We start from the raw sequence: 17,723 nt of genomic DNA on the forward strand, positions 1-17,723 counted from the left end.
ATATTTTACTTCTATTTACAGTTCAAATAACGATTTTGGAATGGCATGAAATCCTGTTTTAATCACAGCGTCCTCAATGTCCTTTACTGAAACAATAGAAGATGTATGAATTGTTATTTTCTTTGGAAATACATCCTCGTCTAAAAGAACATCTTGTACTCCATAAATATTTGAAATGGCATTTTTAATTTTTAACAAATCTTTATGTTCGGTTGCGTTTGTTTCAAAAATTTTCCCGTGGTTTCCTGGTATTACATTTTCTGATAATAAACTCATTTTGATTTTGTTTTAAATGGTTCGTGGTTTCTCTTAAATGGTGTCAAACTTTTTGGGATATGTAGTTGTTTTTAATGTTTTGTATTCTGAGTTAAACGAAGTTAGTTGAATTTTTTTACAGAGCCAAGCGGTTTTATTTAATAACTATTAAAACTATAAAAGCTTCATTTTATTTAAAAAATGAAGCTTTTTATTTATTGTTGTTGGCATTCGCTGTAAACTCGCGCCGGTATAAGTTTATTGTTTTATAAATTTAGAGGTGTTTCCATGTATCAAGTTTCAATAAATATATTCCATTTGTTAAATCTTGTATGTCTATTTTTTCTTGATTAGAAATGCTTCCTTTTTTTACTTCTGTTCCTATAATATTGTAAATTCCGTAATGTTGTGTTTCTGTTAATCCAGAAATGTTTAAAAAATCACTTGATGGGTTTGGGTACATATTAACGTTTTTTTTGAAAAACGTTAATTTCTCCAGTAGACAATGTTTCTGAAATCGTAAAAGATGTTCCAACTGCTGATTGTGGCGTATTGTTGTCATACTCCCAATTATTTAAGTTCATAATTGAAGCTAAAACCGTTGCTTTATCACCAGAACGTAAAGCTGTTGATTTATATCTTGCATTATCAGCTTCTGTTTGAGCAGCACCAAATGCCTTAATCCCTAACGCATGTATCCGCTTATTTTACGTTGTTTTTAGAGTGTTTCAACGCTTGAGTTAAACGTAGTGCGGAGGCTGGAAAATGTCAAGTTTTCGTCAGCGAATAAAGTTATGAAACGCTTAACTACCAAAATCATAAAAAAAGAATGTGAACTTATACATGTTCACATTCTTTTTTGTAATTTCTAATGGTCAAAATCTGCTCCTAAAATTTTGAATTGAAAAGGTGTAATATTAAGGTTGTATTCATTAGTAATACTTAAATTATTTAGTTGTAGTTGTACTATTTTTTTCTGAGTCGGAATTGAAATATAAATAAAATCTTCACTCAAGTCAATACTACTAATCACAGCACTATGGTCTATAGCCTCTGTATCCATAGTAACATTTAATTGTCCTTGATATTTTGCCAATCCTGTTTCAACTTCTGTAATATTTAAGTAACCTTCTCCTGTTAAGCTTACAACTAAATCTCCTTCTTTTGAAGTTATGCATTTAAATAAATTATTAGTTTCGTAAATTGGAGTAATTTCTTCCGCTTCAATGTTTATAAAATAAGCTCCTTTGCTAGTTGTATATCCAACAAACAAATTATCATCACTAGTACTCAATAAACTTCCAAACCATGCATCATCTTCAAAGTCATTAGGATAATTGATTAAACTTTGTTGTCCTGTACTTTTTACGACCAAAATCCCTGTATTAGACCCAAAAATAGCCACATTATCATTCCCTGCATTTCCATGAATACCAGAAGTAACAATTACAGTCTCATCTTCAAAAAGAACTTCTTCACTTTGATTGATAATTTTTACCGATTCAGGAAGTCCTACACCAGATCCTAATTCTGTAACTGCAATAGTTCCATTTTCATAAATCACCATTGCGCCATGATGTGCTGCAGAACCTGTATTAATTGTTCTAACAGGAGAAGATTCATTATAAATACTATTCTCATTAAACAAACTTAAAGTAGCATCGCCATCATTATAAACTGAAACATAACCCTGTTCAGATTTAAAATGCGTTGGGCTTTGGCTTTCAAAACTAATTGCAGCCATGCCTTGCTCGCCAAGATCATGACTATGGCTACCGTGATCAATCTCACCTCCGTAATTAAATGTTTCAGTAAAGTTGTTGTCTCTATGAGTAATTACGCCGTAGAGTCCAGATTCTGTTGCATAAATACTTCCTCCACTAAAACGAGCTTGAAAGTCTAGAATAGAATTGTTATAAGGTTTTAAAAAATTTAGCACATTAGATTCCGAATCAGAAATTAACAAAGCCATATTTTCATTTTCTACAATTTGTTCTTCAAAAGGTAATTCATCTGTATCATCACTAGAACAGGATGAAAATACACTTATTACCAGTGCATAACTTAAAATTTTAAATAATTTCATTTTTCATTTTTTATAAATTCAGGGCAAATATAAATTAATAAAATATTAATGCAACTTAGTTGCATTAATATTTTATTAATTTTTCTACAAATAATTTTCAGGTAAATAAAGTGAGGTTTTTCAATTATTTATATTTGGTTCAAGATGTACTGGTTCCTTAAAAAAGCATTATATATTTCTTCCAAACAAAATTTAGATTACATCCTTTAAACCTTCCAAGAGAAGAAGGTGACTTCAGCCTATTGTGCCAGAAATAGCAAACTAGCCCGCGTTAGTGATTGATGCGGCATCCTTTTTAAAACTTAAATAAGATAAAATATTTTAGGATAGACCTAGATGAGGTTGATATTCATGGGGTTTTGGTAGAGATTCAATGTTTTAAAAAGATATAGCGGAAAGCACGGCCCAAAGGGAACGCCCGAAATACTAGAATTATAATGCCAACGAGTCGTTTTTTGACTATTTTTGCAAAGTTATGCAAGATTTAAAACTTTCGGATTGGTTACCTACCACAAACAAAGAGGTGAAAATACGCGGATGGGAAGCGCTAGACGTTATCCTATTTAGTGGCGATGCTTATGTAGATCACCCAACTTTTGGGCCTGCAGTTATTGGGCGTATGCTAGAAAGTTTTGGCCTGCGTGTAGCCATTGTACCGCAACCTAATGTAAACGATAATCTTCAGGATTTTGTGAAATTGGGACAGCCAAAAATGTTTTTTGGTGTTACTGGTGGTTGTATGGACCCCATGATTAGTAACTATAACGCGAATAAAAAACGCCGTGATAAGGATGCTTATACACCAAATGGTGATATTGGATTTCGTCCGGATTACGCAACGACTGTTTATTCTAAAATTTTAAAGGAAAAATGGCCAGATACACCTGTTTTAATTGGTGGTATTGAGGCATCGTTACGTCGTGTTACGCATTACGATTATTGGAGTGATAAGTTATTGCCTTCTATTTTAGAAACCTCGAAAGCCGATATGTTGGTTTACGGTATGGGTGAACAGCCTTTGCGCGAAGTGGTGCGTTTGTTAGAAAGAGGCGTGCCTTTTAAAAGTATAAATACGGTGTTACAAACGGCTGTACTTTTAGATGAAGGTGAAAAAATACCAAAAAATAGTAATTGGGAAGATGTTGAAATAGCATCTCACGAGGTTTGTTTAAAGGATAAGAAAAAATATGCGTCTAACTTTAAAGTGATAGAGCAGGAGTCGAATAAATTGGCTGCGCGACGTATTTTTCAGAAAATTGGAGATAAAACATTGATGATTAATCCGCCTTATCCAACCATGACGGAAGGGGAGATTGATGCGTCTTTCGATTATCCATATACCCGATTACCACATCCAAAATATAATAAACGTGGCCCTATTCCGGCTTTCGAAATGATAAAGTTTTCCATTAATATTCACCGTGGATGTTTTGGAGGCTGTAGTTTTTGTACCATATCGGCACACCAAGGAAAATTTATTGCATCGCGCAGTAAAGAGTCTATTTTAAAAGAAGTAGATACGGTGGCTAATATGCCAGATTTTAAAGGGTATTTGTCTGATATTGGTGGGCCAAGTGCCAACATGTATCAAATGAAGGGGAAAGTGCAATCTATATGCGACAAGTGTGTGGCGCCTAGTTGTATTTCGCCTGTTATTTGTAGTAATTTAGATACTTCGCACAAACCGTTAACGGAATTATACCAAGCGGTTGATAGTCATCCAAAAGTAAAAAAATCATTTATTGGTTCGGGCATTCGTCATGATATGTTGGTGCCTGAGTTTAACAAAAATGCCGATCCTAAGGAGTTAGATGCTTACACAGAAGAGGTGATGACGAAGCACGTTTCTGGCCGACTAAAAGTAGCGCCAGAACATACTAGTGATCCGGTATTAAAACTGATGCGTAAACCATCGTTTTCGTATTTCCATAAGTTTAAAGAGCGTTTCGATAAAATTAATATTGCTAAAGGTTTAAAGCTGCAGTTGATTCCTTATTTTATATCGAATCATCCCGCTTGTGAAGTGGAAGATATGGCGAACCTAGCTGCCGAAACCAAAGATATGGGCTTCCAGTTAGAGCAGGTGCAAGGTTTTACGCCAACACCAATGACGGTGGCTACGGTAATTTATTACAGTGGTTACCATCCATACACACTTAAAAAAGTAAATACGCCTATTACTAGAAAAGAAAAAGATGAACAACACCGTTTTTTCTTCTGGTATAAAGATGAAAATAAAGACTGGATTAAAAAGACTTTAAACAAATTAGGGCGTCAAGATTTACTTAAAGTATTACTTCCCGAAAAAACAGAGAAGTGGCGTAAAAACACACCAACTGGTGATGCAAAGCATACCTTTGATGATGCTGTTCCGTTTAATAAACGTAAAAACAAGGCAAAGTTTAAGAGTAAGAAGAAACGTCGATAGAGACAGTTGTTACTAAAAAAAACGGCTATTATGAAGTTTAATTTTAATTCATTATAGCTATTTTTCAATGCGATTACAGAATGAAAGAAAAGTCGGATGCAATATGAAAGATATTATAATATAAATGTTATATTTATAATCTTTTTTTATCTGCTTTTTTTATGAATATAATTGGTGTTTCTTGTTTCTATCACGACTCGGCAGCTTGTTTGCTAATAAACGGAGTATTAGTGTCCGCAGCACAAGAAGAAAGGTTTACAAGAATTAAACACGATAAGGCATTTCCTGAAAAATCAGTACAGTTTTGTTTGGAAAGTAATAACTTGACCATTGATGATGTTGATTTAATTGTTTTTTACGAGAAGCCATTTTTGAAGTTCGATAGAATAATAAATACGTTACAATATCAGGCGCCTTCTACATTTCAATTATTCAGAAAAACGTTGTTGTCTTGGTTTAAAACCAAATTATGGGTTTCAAGTATTATAAAAACAACTTTAAATTACGACGGAGAAATAATTTATACCGAGCATCATGAATCTCATGCTGCGGGTAGTTTTTTTACTTCTCCTTTTGAGGAAGCCGTAATTGTCACCATTGATGGTGTAGGAGAAAAGGCTTGTACCACAATTTCTGTTGGTAAAGGCAATCAGGTTGAAATTTTAAAGGAACAGCATTATCCGCACTCTATAGGATTGCTATACTCCGCATTTACACAGTATTGTGGTTTTAGAGTGAATTCTGGGGAGTACAAATTAATGGGTTTAGCGCCTTATGGAAAACCGATTTATAAAGATTTAATTTTAAGGGAAATTGTTAGTTACGATAGTACAGGTTTAGTGACTTTAAATTTAGACTGTTTTTCTTTTGAAAAAGGAGAGTCGACAATTAATTCAAGATTTTGCGACGTATTTAAGAAACCACAAAGGCCCCTAGAGGCTAAGATGGACGATTTTTATTGCGATATTGCGAGCTCTATTCAAGCGGTAGTTGAGGATGTTGTTGTAGCCTTATTATTGCATGCTAAAGCTATATCTGGGTTAGAAAATGTATGTTTATCTGGAGGTGTAGCTTTAAATTGTAAAGCTAATGGAGAGCTACTCGCAAAAGCTATTTTTAAAAATATATGGGTACAACCAGCTTCTGGCGATTCGGGGTGCTGTGTTGGTGCAGCCTACGTTGGTTGGTACCATTACTTAAATAAGGAACGTGTTTATTTAAAAGATACTTTAATAGATCAGGCTTATTTAGGTTCGCAATATACCAATGATGAGGTAGAACGTACATTGCTGAAATACAACGTGAATTTTAAAAAAATGACAAATTTTCAGCTTTGTGACTCTGTTTCTAATGCTTTGCAAAATAAATATATAGTGGGTTGGTTTCAAGGTAAAATGGAATTTGGACCAAGAGCATTAGGACACAGAAGTATTTTGGCCAGTCCTTTGTTTAAAGACATGAAAACACATGTAAACTTAAACATAAAATTTAGAGAAGGTTTTAGACCTTTTGCTCCAATTGTTTTAGAGGAAGATTGTGATGCATGGTTTAACATGCATGACATCACTTCGAAATACATGTTGTTTACAGTAAAAAGTGATAAAAAAGATAGTATTCCATCTTGCATACATGAAGACAGAACGGCTCGGGTTCAAACATTAAATAAAAGTGAAAACCCGTTATTACATCAATTAATAAAAAACTTCAAAGATAAAACGGAATGTCCTGTGTTAATTAATACCTCGTTTAATGTTAGGGGAGAACCTATTGTAGAGTCTCCATTAGATGCCTTAAAATGTTTTTTTAATACTAAAATGGATGTCCTTGTTTTAGAAAACTATGTGGTGTATAAAACGGATAACGTAAAATTTGATGATAGATTAATTAATATAGAGACTCGTGAATTGGATTAAATTAACTTATAGTAAAGTGTTGAACATGAGTTCGACCCCCAAGAAACAAAAAGAATTTGGGTATTTGGTTTTAGTAGTTCTACTAATTGCTTTAGCAATGTCATTTTATAAAAATGATTTTAGTGTAAACCTAGTGCAGGCGTATTGTGGCTTGGCAATGGTTATCACAGTAGTTATTATGTTTTTTGCTAAGTTTATTTTTAAACCATTTTTAGTGATATGGTTATTGATAGGAGAGGTTTTAGGAGCTGTTATGAGTGTTTTAGTTATGGGGGTTGTTTATTTTCTTTTGTTTTCGCCAATAGCAATACTTATGAGGATTTTTAATAAAAAGCCAAATTATAAGGCCGAGTGGAAAACAGTAAATAGAGTAATTGATTATACAAAATTAGGGTAGTTATGAGTAAATATGATACAGTAAAACAGTTAGGTGTTTTTTTAATCAAGCAAAAAAAGTTTTGGTTAATCCCCATAGTGATTGTGCTAATATTACTTACTTTTTTAGTGGTGTTTGCAGAAAACTCGGTTATTGCTCCGTTTGTTTATACTTTATTTTAATAAATGCTCTTCTTAAAAAAGGTTTTTAAATTCGGTTTTAAAGTTTTCATTCTCAGTTTGATTACTTTGTTAATTTTCGAAGTATGCTTTAGACTTAGTGTTATTGATTTTTATAGATTAGAAGCAGAGGCTTTAAATACTTCTGAAAATTTAAAAGTAGAAAACGCAGTAGATTATCTTGTTTTTGGCGATTCTTTTTCGGCGACTTCTTCGGAAATAAATTACATCGATATGTTAAGAAAAAGGAATCCAGAACTGTCCTTTTTTAATGTTAGTGTGCCTGGAATAGGCATTAGGGAAGTTAATACTTTTGCCGCAACAAAAATCAGGAAGCATAAGCCTAAAGCTATTATTTATCAAATATATGTAGGTAACGATTTGATAGATGTTAATCATTTATGGTGTTTTGAAAACGTTTCCTTATTCAGAAATATGTATTGGGAAACCTCAGATTATTTGTTGGGTGTTAAGTATTTAAATCAAAAATCAACACTACTAAAGCCAAGAGAAAGTTTAAGGGCGGTTACCATGGCTATTGATCAATTTAAGCCAGAGTATTATAATATAAGAACACGACAATATTTAAATTGTAATCCGTCATATTTAGATCATACCGTTAGGTTAAAAGCTAATTTTAAGGAACGTTATAAGGCGTGGATTGGCCATATGAATGTGTTTTTAGAATCTATACCTAATGATATACCCGTTTATTTAGTTTGGGTGCCACACTGTGGGCAAGTAAACCAAAGTTATTTAGAAAACATGAAAAGTATGGGAGCTATTTTTAGTGATGATCATGCCTTATCTATGATAAATTATCCGTTTCTTGAAGGCGCAAAGCAAGATTTAAGTGTGTTTTCAAATGTGAAGCATTTAAATCCGTTAGGTAAGCTGCAAGAAAAAAATACGCCGTCATATCCTTTATATTTTGCAAACGATCCTCATTTTAATAAAAACGGCAATGTGGTGTTAAGTGATTTTTTACAAAACCATATTCCATTCTCTAAGAAAACATTTTAAAAGTGGTTTTATTCTTGGTTTTCGATAAATTTTGTTTGAGTTAAAGCGGGTTCGATTTCTTTAAAAATACGATCTGCAACAAGTTGGTTTCCGTATTCACCAGTATGGCAGAAATCGGTGTAAATTGTTTTTTCAGAAGTATCAAAAACAGTACTAATATCTAAAAAAGTACTGTCGGTTTTCATTAATGCATCTTTTCGAATAATACTATAAGATAAATCGTATAAATTCTCGTAGTATTGTTGGTCTCTAAAATAACCTTGTTCAGCTTCTGTTAAGTTTTTCTTCGAATAAACCACAGGTTGCAGAAAATTGAAAACTTTAAAATTGTAGCTTTTTTCTAAACTTTTTGAAATTTTGACGTAACCTAAAAAGATGTTAGCAATATCTACAGCTAAACTGTCTGGGCGATCATCCAATCTCGCATGGATGGTATTGTGTTTTAACTTTCGTTGTATGGTTATTACTAGCCTGCATAAATAACTAGATCTAAGCATGAGTTTAATTCTTTTTTTGTAGTTGTGTGCTACTTTAAATTCATTCTTTCGATTGTATGCATTTGTAGGTGTGCCAGCTTCGTTATTTTGATGAGCTGAAATAATTTCGTTAACACCATCGTAAAAAATCACAATATCTGGAATATTGTTTTTAATAAGCTCCTGTTGCAATTGGATGTTTTCGGTAGCTCGAGTATAACCATGGCAACCAAAATTTGTAACCTCTACGTTTTTATCTGGGAAATTAGTGTGTATTAATTTAGATAATTCAGACGGAATAGTATGCGCGTCTCTAGAGCCTGCGCTATACATGGTAGAGCCTCCAAAACAAAATATTTTTAAAGCGTTATCAGAATTTTTTAAACTAGGGTTTTCTGTTTTTCGCAAACCGTTTTCATAAATAGTATTGTGTTTGGCGTACATTGGTTTAAAACGATAGTGTAAATAAGACTCCCATTCCATATCCTGTAGCCTTAGTTCTCTAAAGATTTCTTTTACCGTTTCTAATTCTACACCATCATAAACACCAGTAGCATAGATGCGTTCAGTGTTTTCGTCAACACCACTTTCGTCATGGTAACTGTAATATACTCCTAAAAAAATTTCTAATAAAAGAAAAATAATAAGTAAGTTTCTGGATATAATTAAGATAAATTTGAGTTTGTTTTTCACGAAGATAAGAGGTTATAAAATGTATTTTAATTTCGAATTTAATTGAATTAAAAAGTAACTTGCTATAACTGTTAGTATGCTTGTGGCAATAGTTAAAACCGTTGGCGATAATTTAAAATAATTTATGATTAAAAATATGATAAGTGGGTGTGCTAAATAAATAGCAATGGAATATGCCGATAGTATTTTGCTGTTAATATTAGAAGTGATTTTAAACCGGAAAGCTGAAATAAATAAAACGGGACCTAGAAGTAAATAGGCTAATTTCATAGTCACTAGTGTTTTATGAGTTAGGAAGTAGTAGTTAACTAAGCAATCTAAAACCAACAATAAGAAACTCATTGCTAATAAAATATAGAGATGCCTTTTTTTTATTTTGAGATGGAAATTTGTTCGTTTTATAACTAAGCCAATACTTAAAAAGGGCAATCCGTAAAATAAAAAATTACGATGTGAAGGTGGGTAATTCATTATTTTATCTAAAAAAGCATAGTTTGAAAATACATGAAATAGACCTAAATATTGAATGCTAACACCTAGAGTATATAGAATAATAGCGGAAATAATTAATGTTTTATTCGATAAATTCTGAAAGAAATATAGTAGTAAGCCACCAACTAAAAGTGCTGCTAAGTACCAAAGGTGATTAAACCCAAAAAGTATTATAGGTATAACCTTTATAAAGTTAAAATGCGTTAGGTTAAGCCAAAAATACGAATATACAAGCATCCATATTATATAGAGTATGGCCACGCGCTTTAACCAAACCTTAATACGATTGTTTTTAAATACCATTAAGAGGAAGAAGCCGTTAGTGCACAGAAAAAATGGAACTGCAATTATAAAGAGACCATTGATTAAAATTTGATAAACCATTTTGTTCTGATCAAACAAAAAACCACAATGTACTGCCAATACAAATACTGAAAGTATTATTTTTATCGTATCAAGAAGTATATTTCGTTCCATACCAGCTTAATTTATGGCTTTTTTTTGAACACTGAATATGTAGTTTTTTTCTTTGTAAACTGTTTTTTCTAAAAGTAGTTCAAAAAGAAACCCCTTATTAAGAGCGAGCTGTTTAATAGTGTTTAATTTACAATCTTCCGATAAAATCATCCATGTATTAGTTACACTTTGTGTTTCGAGTTCTTCAAATAAATTCTGGAAATACTCGAAATTTTCACCACAAAACCAGGCACGTTCTTTGTCGTTCTTAGGTTGTTTTGGGTAGTATGGTGGGTTTATTATAATATAATCGAAGTGTTGTTTGTTAATGTTTTTAAATAAATCGGAGTAAACAACATCAACAGGAATTTTATTTTTAATTGAAGCTTTTTTTAAGGCCTCGATAGCAATAAGATTGATGTCTGAAGCTGTAACTTGGGCTCCTTTAGAAGCAGCAAATAACGAAATAATACCAGAGCCACAGCCTAATTCTAGAAAAGACTGGTTAGTTAAGTTTAACGGTTTTATAAAATCTAATAATATTTTAGTGCTTATGGTAAAATGAGGAGGGAATACCTCGGAGCTAATAGATACTTCAATACCTGAATAGGTATATTTTCTTTGTTTTAAATGAAACGTATTAAAAGCTAACTTTGCAATTGGAAATATGATTTTCTTTACTTTTTTGAGCATATTTGAACAACTTATTCTGAATAAAAACCTTCAATTTCGGGTTGACGATATTTCCAAATTTTATGAAGTACTTTAATTTCATAAGGAAATTTATACCAGCCATATTTAAATCGATAACCTGAAACGGTCTTTAATATCCATTTTTTATATCCTTTAATTCTAAAATCTGATGTTGTAGGGTAGTAGCCATTTAATACGGTTTCAAAATTTTGAATTTTATCGATCATATAAGGTTTTAGCCAAGGGGTTAACGGGTTTTTTCTTAAATCGAATTTTTCCCAGCTGGGTTCAATCCATTCCTCTAAAGTTTCCGGAAACGAAAAACCGGCATCAATAATTTGTTGGTATAATTCCGAACCTTCAGTAGGCACCGGACTGTATAGGTAAATAATTATTTCGGCATGCGGATTAATGGCTTTTATTTCACGAATAAAATTAATATCCCAAAGTATTTGCTCGTATACCTTTTTTTCGTCTGGACCGGGCAGGCCTAGTACAAATGACAGTTCGGGTATAATATCTACGTTTTTCATGCGTAGCACAAAATCTTTTATCATTTGACCCGATTGTGTGCCGCCTTTGTTCATTTGTTTTAATACTTCATCGTTACCCGTTTCTGCGCCCAAAAACATCATTCTGCAACCCGCTTTTCGCATCAATTTTAAATCGTCGTCCGAGTACTTATTTATGGTATCAATTCTACCTTCGCCCCACCATTGAATATTATCATTTAAAACAAGATTAGAGAACTCTAAAACACGTTTTTTCGAGGTGAAAAAATTATTGTCGTGAAACTCTACAGCATCAATGTTGTATTTTTCTTTAAAGAAAGACACATCTTTATAAATGGTAGTCGCTGCTTTGGCTTTCCATTTTGCATTGTAAATTGGGACTACAGCACAAAAAGAACATGTAAATGGGCAGCCCATACTCGAGTGATAGGCAAACGTTTTTCGACCCATAAAGGTTTTTGCTAAGTAGCTTTCTAGTGGGTAAAAGGTGTTAAAGTATTCGTAAGGGTATGGCGGTAAGCTATCTTGATCGAGTAAAGCTTCTTTTACTGTTTGAATAATTTCACCTGCATCATTTTTAAAAATTAAGTTTCTAATTAAACTGAGCTTTTCATCACTTTTATTTTCTAAAACGTCGAGTAATTTTGGGAATGTATTATCGCCAGGGCCATTTATAATATAATCAACATAGCCGGAATTCATACAAACTTTATATTGATTGGAGGCAAAATAGCCACCCCAAATATTTATAGATTCCGGAAAAAGTTCTTTTATTTTTTTAGCATACGGAATGGCTTGCTTTAGTTGTGGTCCAGGCATTGCTGTAAGACAAAAATATTTGAATTCGCCAGTTGAAAAGTGTTTAAAAATAACATCCCAGGGGTTGTTTTCTTTATTGCCATCCACTAAAATGTATTCGTATTTTCCGTGAATTGCCGCTCCAACTTGAATTATAGTATTGGGCAGTCTGTGCTTAGCATTTGCACTTCTTGGATTAAATATGATAATTTTATTTCCCATTAGTTTATTTCCCATTAGTTTATTTTCTTAAAAAGGTAATTAGGGTTGTTATAAATTTTTATAAACTGCGGATTTTTTAAAATTTCAGAAATGAATTTGGCGCTGCCAAAATTAGATCCTTTAGCTGAGTCATCAATTAAAACATAGCCGCCAATTAAAAGTTTTTGGGAAACATTATTAAAATCCATTTTTGTTTGATTATAAGAATGATTTCCATCAATATAGCAAAAAGCTATTTTTGAGTTTAATTTAAATGTTCTATTAAAAACATCTGTAAATTGGTTTTCTGTGTTCCAATTATTAAAAAAACTATCGGATGTTGTGTGACAAATATATGGTAAATACTTTGGGCTTAGAAAAGTTGTGGCATTTATAAAAGAATTTTTAATATAATTCATATAATCAGTCCTTTCGATTTCTTTTTTACCATCTATGTGATTTTCTGTCATTCCAAGATGATCCTTAAACCCTTCGTATATCCATGCGTCACAGCCATAATGTAATATCTCTTTGTTGTGCTTTGCAAGAAGATGTAAAATTAAATTTGTCGATAATCCACCGTAAACACCTATTTCAAAAGTTATTCCATTTTCAGGCATATTTTTAATAGCATAATTTATTAAAAATATATTTCCTTCATTTAACATTCCTTCTCCAATTACAGAACACCGCAATCTAGCAATAAATGAATCTTCAATTTTTTTTGTTTTAGGTTTAAAAAATATGCAGCTCATTACGTTATTTATTACTTTCCTATTGATGGTAAAAAAGAGATTAAGCTTTTGTTTCAACATTATTAATTAGTTTTTAAATATAAGGTTTTTGTTTTCTAAAATGAAACTAGATAGTTGTTTGGCGAAGATATGATTTGCTTTTCCGTTTGGGTGTGGATCTAGTTCATTTAAAATATAGTGCTTTAGGTTTTTGTTTTGAAAGGCTTTGGATGCATCCAAAAATAGTAAATCATTTTTTTTGTGCTAATAATTTTATTTCCTTTGGTATTCTGCTTGTAGTTTTTATCTTTAAACCCTTCCTTATTGGTTTTAAAATCTACAAGTTTATATTTTGTATCTAAATTTGGAAGTAATTCATATTTTAAGTCCTTAGCTTTAGAATATTTTAATAGGTTAGAGTTGTCTAATATTCCGAAAGAATTTGTTCGTGAGTATGAAAAAGCCGAACTTCCAAAAAAGTAAACTCTAGAAATAAATTCTCCTAGAAAAAGACCTAAAAAAATGCCAATAATAATAGAAAAAAGTTTAAGTTTTAACTGTTTCATTTATAATTTTAAAGGCTAATACGCTTTAATGTAGCTATAAATATAAGTGAAGCATTATGCTAATTCTAATTTTTTTTTTAAGAATAAGTAATCTTAAGGTATAGGCTGTATCTTTGTTTTGACATTGAATTTTTACAAAAGGACAGATTTTGCAGAAAAAAAACATTATTTCAACAATAAAAAATTTAATTTTAATCTTCGGAATTACTTTTGTTTTACTTGAAATTGTACTTGCCATATATATTAGAGCAACCGAAATAAAAATAGAATTACCAACCTATTCCTTCGAAAACACACAAGGATTTTGGTTTGATATCAATCCGTTTTATGGCACAAGCCACCTGCCAAACCATACTTATAGACAAAAAAAATACTGTTTTGATGTGTTATACCAATCCAATTCTCACGGTTTTCGCGATCAAGAAAGAATTATAAATGCTGAAAATAAAAGAGTTGTAGCCCTAGGCGATTCGTTCACCGAAGGTGTTGGAGTTGCTATTAACGATAGGTTAACCAACTTACTCGAGGAAGATACCAACATACCACACCTAAATTATGGAATGGCGGGAAATTTTGGGTCAACACAACTTTACATGCTTTACAAAAATGAGGCTAGTAAATATACACACGAAGCAGTATTGATTGGTATTTTGCCATCTAATGATTTTATAGACGACGATTACGAAATAAATTTAAAAGTAGGCGGCGACCGCTACCAGCCTTTTTTAAACGGAACATATCCTAATTACGATGTGGTTTATTACGCCGATAGTTTGCATAAATCTAAGGCCGTACCTCGAAAGCAAAGATGGATAGCAAAAATTTTGAAAAACTTTACAAATACTTACAACATGTTAAGTTATTTAAAGGCCTTGCGAAAAATAAAGGTAATTCCAAAAGATAAATTATTAGATGTCTCTAAAGTGCCGAGTTATTTTAATTACACCGATAAGCAGTTTAACCGCATGCGTTACGCCATAGAGCAGATTAAAATTTTGGCTGGTAATCGGCCTGTAATGGTGTACAGTATTCCTATTTTTAAAGAAATAGAAGCTTATCGAGAGCATGGTAAAAACCCGTTAGGCAAAGCTTTAAAAGCTATTTGCTACAATATAGGGGTAGAGTATTTAGATTTATTGCCAAAAACGGATAAACTGTCTATTGAGGCTTGCGAATCATTATTTTTAACCTGCGATGGGCACTGGAGCGAAAAAGGAAACCGTTTTGCTAAAGAAGAAATTCAATCAAAATTTGAATACTATAGATAGTTTATGGTTAAACTGATAAATAAATACAAAGATCAATTGGGCTTTTTGGTGCTTTGGTTGCTATTAATTTTTATTATAAATCCTATTGGTGATTTTCCTTTAAACGATGATTGGTGCTACGGGAAATCTGTAAGAACACTTTATCAGGACGGCTATTTAAAACTCTACAATTGGGGGGAAATGACCTTGGTAGGGCATGTGTATTGGGGTTATTTTTTTACTAAAATTTTTGGTTTTTCTTTTACTGTTTTACGTTGGTCTACTTTAGTTTTAGGGTACGCCACTATTTTAGGTATTTACAATTTGCTAAAAGCCGCCAAACTTGTAAGATGGATGGTTTTATTTGGGACGGCGTTGTGTGTAATGAATCCTATTTTTTTATCGCTCTCGTTTTCTTTTATGACCGATGTGCCGTTTTTATGTGTTTCCATTTGGTCTTTATACTTGTTTTTAAAAGCGCTTCAAACCAACCGGTGGCAACCCATATATTGGGCTGTTTTCTTTTGTTTTTGGGCATTTCTTATTCGTCAATTAGCATGGGTATTTCCTGTAGTTTGGTTGCTTACAGTACTTTTTACTAAAAAAAGAACTGTTAAAAATATAACACAAGCGCTGTTGCCTCTTTTGATGATGGTGGTTTTCTCTTTAGTGTTTTCTTATATTATGGATTCTCAAGGGCTATTGCCTAAACGTTACAATTCTAAATTTACTGTACTCTTGGGAAGTATTACAAATTTGGATTTAGGCGTTTTCTTTAGATTTATTAGTTATTTTTTAAGATCGGTGGCTTATATTGGGTTTTTATTTGCGCCAATTCATATTTTTTATTTAAACCGTTATAAGTTTAAAGCGTATCATGTTTGGACTATAGTTTATACCGTTGTGGTTACGGCTGCTATTATTTTGGCCGGAAAAACAATACCGAGTTTAGATAATGTTTGGATCGATTTTGGAGTGGGACCAATCACACTAGCCGATCATTCAGGTAATTTTACCACAACACCATCTCCAAGAGCACCAGTATGGTTTTGGCAAATGGTAACGGCTGTAGGAGTGTTCTCAAGTGTAGCATTAATTTTTAATCTCAGGCAGTTTATAATAGCGCTGTTTAATAAAAAAATAATTTCACACGAAGTTGTTTTGTCTGTTATGTTTTTTGTGGTGTACTTAACGCCCTTTTTAATTGTTGGTGTTTATGATAGATATTTATTGCCTCTATTTCCAATGGCTATAGTGCTTCTTGGTGCAAATAGTAAAAAAAATCCAAAGGAAATGTTTCAATATTGCGCTTTCGGTTTTTTAGGGGTACTAACTTGGTTTTCTGTTTCAGCAACACATGATTATTTATCATGGAATCGGGTGCGTTGGGAAGCTTTAAATGAATTAACAGATTCTGGAGTTTCTAAAGAACATATTCAAGGCGGTGCAGAGTTTGTAACATGGTATCATTTTTCCGAAGAAAGAGAAAGATGGTGGGAAATTGTTACGCCCGTTTATACGTTGGTTTTTCAACATGAAAAAAAAGATCAAGTTATTAAGACTTATCATTATAGGCGTTGGTTGCCTGGAAATGGGGATATGTACATGATTTTTAATTCAGTTCTAGCTGAAGAAATAAAAATAAAAAGCCATGTTAGAGAATAGTAATTTCTTAATTTATATAATTAAGGGCTACTCTGTATATTTTGTAATTTTTTTATTACATTTAAAGCTTTAATTTTAAGCAAGGGAGGTTTTGAGGGTTCTTAATTATCTAAAATGGAATGCAGCTTTAAGCGTCGATAAAAAACGGTATCAAAACGCTACTCCTTACCCTCATATTGTATTCGATGATTTTTTAGAAAAGCAAGCCGCAGATTATGCATTAGATGTGTTTCCGAAAATTAAGGATGCAGGATGGATTCATTATTTACATGTTAATGAAAAAAAACATGGTTTAAATAAACTGGATTTAATTCCGGAGTTTATTCGAGATGACATTATTAAAGAATTCAACTCTTTAACGTTTGTTGAATATCTAGAAAATTTAACTGGAATTAAAAACTTGTTACCTGATACAACTATTGAAGGAGGCGGGATTCATCAAAGTGAAAATAAAGGGTTTCTAAATATCCATGCCGATTTCACGGTACATCCTCATAAAAAAACATGGAGAAGGCGGGTAAATGTTTTAATTTATCTTAATAAAAATTGGTCTTCATCTTACGGAGGGGCATTAGAGCTTTGGGAAAAAGATATGTCGAGTTGCACGGTTTCTATTGCGCCAATTTTCAATCGTATTGTAATTTTTAATACCGATGAAGATTCTTATCACGGGTTTCCAGATCCAATAAATTGTCCAGAGGATGTGACACGAAAATCGATTGCATTATATTATTTTACTGAAGAAAAAATAGGATCATTTAGGAAAAAGTCTACTAATTATCGTGCTCGTCCAAACGATGGTTTTAAGGCTGTTTTAATATGGTTAGATAAAAAAATGATTATTGTTTATACTTGGTTAAAAGGAACTTTAGGGATTAATGATGATTTTGTGAGTCAAGTTTTAAATTTTTTTACTCGAAAAAAATAAAT

Annotated in this window: 17 protein-coding genes; 8 read left to right on the forward strand and 9 right to left on the reverse strand. The window is 32.2% G+C overall.

The annotated features are described in order from the left end of the window. Positions 1-15: 15 nt before the first annotated feature. The 3 genes from QWY92_RS02440 to QWY92_RS02450 all read right to left on the reverse strand — a co-directional run bounded on the left by QWY92_RS02440 (position 16) and on the right by QWY92_RS02450 (position 2,341). Complete coding sequence (locus QWY92_RS02440; RefSeq protein WP_290268337.1) at positions 16-276, reverse strand: heavy-metal-associated domain-containing protein; 261 nt, start codon at positions 274-276, stop codon at positions 16-18. Positions 277-529: 253 nt separating this feature from the next. Then, positions 530-718, reverse strand: a complete 189-nt coding sequence (locus QWY92_RS02445) for a T9SS type A sorting domain-containing protein (protein WP_290268338.1) — start codon at positions 716-718, stop codon at positions 530-532. A 405-nt stretch (positions 719-1,123) separates the two neighbouring features. Continuing rightward, entirely contained in the window at positions 1,124-2,341 is a 1,218-nt protein-coding gene (locus tag QWY92_RS02450) for a hypothetical protein (RefSeq protein ID WP_290268339.1), read from the reverse strand. Positions 2,342-2,816: 475 nt separating this feature from the next. On the opposite strand from QWY92_RS02450, the gene QWY92_RS02455 reads away from it, so the two are divergent. From QWY92_RS02455 to QWY92_RS02475, 5 genes are all read left to right on the forward strand, one after another. Continuing rightward, entirely contained in the window at positions 2,817-4,769 is a 1,953-nt protein-coding gene (locus QWY92_RS02455; RefSeq protein ID WP_290268340.1) for a YgiQ family radical SAM protein, read from the forward strand. Between the two features lie 161 nt (positions 4,770-4,930). After that, positions 4,931-6,682, forward strand: coding sequence for a carbamoyltransferase family protein (locus QWY92_RS02460; RefSeq protein ID WP_290268341.1), 1,752 nt, complete (start codon positions 4,931-4,933; stop codon positions 6,680-6,682). Then, positions 6,669-7,079, forward strand: a complete 411-nt coding sequence (locus QWY92_RS02465) for an SxtJ family membrane protein (protein WP_290268342.1) — start codon at positions 6,669-6,671, stop codon at positions 7,077-7,079. The genes QWY92_RS02460 and QWY92_RS02465 overlap by 14 nt, the downstream gene beginning before the upstream one ends. Positions 7,080-7,081: 2 nt before the next feature. Next, a complete protein-coding gene (locus tag QWY92_RS02470; RefSeq protein ID WP_290268343.1) occupies positions 7,082-7,240 on the forward strand; it encodes a DUF5989 family protein in 159 nt (52 codons plus the stop codon). A 57-nt stretch (positions 7,241-7,297) separates the two neighbouring features. Continuing rightward, positions 7,298-8,260: an SGNH/GDSL hydrolase family protein gene (locus QWY92_RS02475; protein WP_290268344.1), complete on the forward strand. Its 963-nt coding sequence runs from the start codon at positions 7,298-7,300 to the stop codon at positions 8,258-8,260. Between the two features lie 8 nt (positions 8,261-8,268). Here QWY92_RS02475 and QWY92_RS02480 read toward each other — a convergent pair whose 3' ends face one another. The 6 genes from QWY92_RS02480 to QWY92_RS02505 form a co-directional block, all read right to left on the reverse strand. Then, positions 8,269-9,429, reverse strand: coding sequence for an SGNH/GDSL hydrolase family protein (locus QWY92_RS02480; RefSeq protein ID WP_290268345.1), 1,161 nt, complete (start codon positions 9,427-9,429; stop codon positions 8,269-8,271). A 12-nt stretch (positions 9,430-9,441) separates the two neighbouring features. Next, positions 9,442-10,398 (reverse strand): acyltransferase family protein, encoded by a 957-nt coding sequence (locus QWY92_RS02485; RefSeq protein WP_290268346.1) that lies wholly within the window; start codon positions 10,396-10,398, stop codon positions 9,442-9,444. Positions 10,399-10,404: 6 nt separating this feature from the next. Next, positions 10,405-11,070, reverse strand: coding sequence for a methyltransferase (locus QWY92_RS02490; protein ID WP_290268347.1), 666 nt, complete (start codon positions 11,068-11,070; stop codon positions 10,405-10,407). Positions 11,071-11,081: 11 nt separating this feature from the next. Then, entirely contained in the window at positions 11,082-12,617 is a 1,536-nt protein-coding gene (locus QWY92_RS02495; RefSeq protein ID WP_290268348.1) for a B12-binding domain-containing radical SAM protein, read from the reverse strand. Continuing rightward, a complete protein-coding gene (locus tag QWY92_RS02500) occupies positions 12,617-13,396 on the reverse strand; it encodes a class I SAM-dependent methyltransferase (protein ID WP_290268349.1) in 780 nt (259 codons plus the stop codon). The genes QWY92_RS02495 and QWY92_RS02500 overlap by 1 nt, the downstream gene beginning before the upstream one ends. 122 nt (positions 13,397-13,518) lie before the next feature. Then, positions 13,519-13,881, reverse strand: a complete 363-nt coding sequence (locus QWY92_RS02505) for a hypothetical protein (RefSeq protein ID WP_290268350.1) — start codon at positions 13,879-13,881, stop codon at positions 13,519-13,521. Between the two features lie 149 nt (positions 13,882-14,030). On the opposite strand from QWY92_RS02505, the gene QWY92_RS02510 reads away from it, so the two are divergent. The 3 genes from QWY92_RS02510 to QWY92_RS02520 all read left to right on the forward strand — a co-directional run bounded on the left by QWY92_RS02510 (position 14,031) and on the right by QWY92_RS02520 (position 17,721). Beyond that, complete coding sequence (locus QWY92_RS02510) at positions 14,031-15,149, forward strand: SGNH/GDSL hydrolase family protein (RefSeq protein ID WP_290268351.1); 1,119 nt, start codon at positions 14,031-14,033, stop codon at positions 15,147-15,149. Positions 15,150-15,152: 3 nt separating this feature from the next. Continuing rightward, positions 15,153-16,793 carry a glycosyltransferase family 39 protein gene (locus QWY92_RS02515; protein ID WP_290268352.1) on the forward strand — a complete coding sequence of 547 codons (1,641 nt, stop codon included), beginning with the start codon at positions 15,153-15,155 and terminating at the stop codon, positions 16,791-16,793. Positions 16,794-16,884: 91 nt separating this feature from the next. Continuing rightward, entirely contained in the window at positions 16,885-17,721 is an 837-nt protein-coding gene (locus QWY92_RS02520) for a 2OG-Fe(II) oxygenase (protein WP_290268353.1), read from the forward strand. The last annotated feature ends 2 nt before the right edge of the window (positions 17,722-17,723 follow it).

The organism is Algibacter miyuki (genome assembly GCF_030409805.1).
Lineage (GTDB): Bacteria > Bacteroidota > Bacteroidia > Flavobacteriales > Flavobacteriaceae > Algibacter > Algibacter miyuki.

Bases quoted from the DNA above. Each gene is read 5' to 3' on its own strand.
- QWY92_RS02440 (WP_290268337.1), bottom strand. From the start codon at position 276: ATGAGTTTATTATCAGAAAATGTAATACCAGGAAACCACGGGAAAATT.
- QWY92_RS02445 (WP_290268338.1), bottom strand. From the start codon at position 718: ATGTACCCAAACCCATCAAGTGATTTTTTAAACATTTCTGGATTAACA.
- QWY92_RS02450 (WP_290268339.1), bottom strand. From the start codon at position 2,341: ATGAAATTATTTAAAATTTTAAGTTATGCACTGGTAATAAGTGTATTT.
- QWY92_RS02455 (WP_290268340.1), top strand. From the start codon at position 2,817: ATGCAAGATTTAAAACTTTCGGATTGGTTACCTACCACAAACAAAGAG.
- QWY92_RS02460 (WP_290268341.1), top strand. From the start codon at position 4,931: ATGAATATAATTGGTGTTTCTTGTTTCTATCACGACTCGGCAGCTTGT.
- QWY92_RS02470 (WP_290268343.1), top strand. From the start codon at position 7,082: ATGAGTAAATATGATACAGTAAAACAGTTAGGTGTTTTTTTAATCAAG.
- QWY92_RS02485 (WP_290268346.1), bottom strand. From the start codon at position 10,398: ATGGAACGAAATATACTTCTTGATACGATAAAAATAATACTTTCAGTA.
- QWY92_RS02490 (WP_290268347.1), bottom strand. From the start codon at position 11,070: ATGCTCAAAAAAGTAAAGAAAATCATATTTCCAATTGCAAAGTTAGCT.
- QWY92_RS02495 (WP_290268348.1), bottom strand. From the start codon at position 12,617: ATGGGAAATAAACTAATGGGAAATAAAATTATCATATTTAATCCAAGA.
- QWY92_RS02500 (WP_290268349.1), bottom strand. From the start codon at position 13,396: ATGTTGAAACAAAAGCTTAATCTCTTTTTTACCATCAATAGGAAAGTA.
- QWY92_RS02505 (WP_290268350.1), bottom strand. From the start codon at position 13,881: ATGAAACAGTTAAAACTTAAACTTTTTTCTATTATTATTGGCATTTTT.
- QWY92_RS02515 (WP_290268352.1), top strand. From the start codon at position 15,153: ATGGTTAAACTGATAAATAAATACAAAGATCAATTGGGCTTTTTGGTG.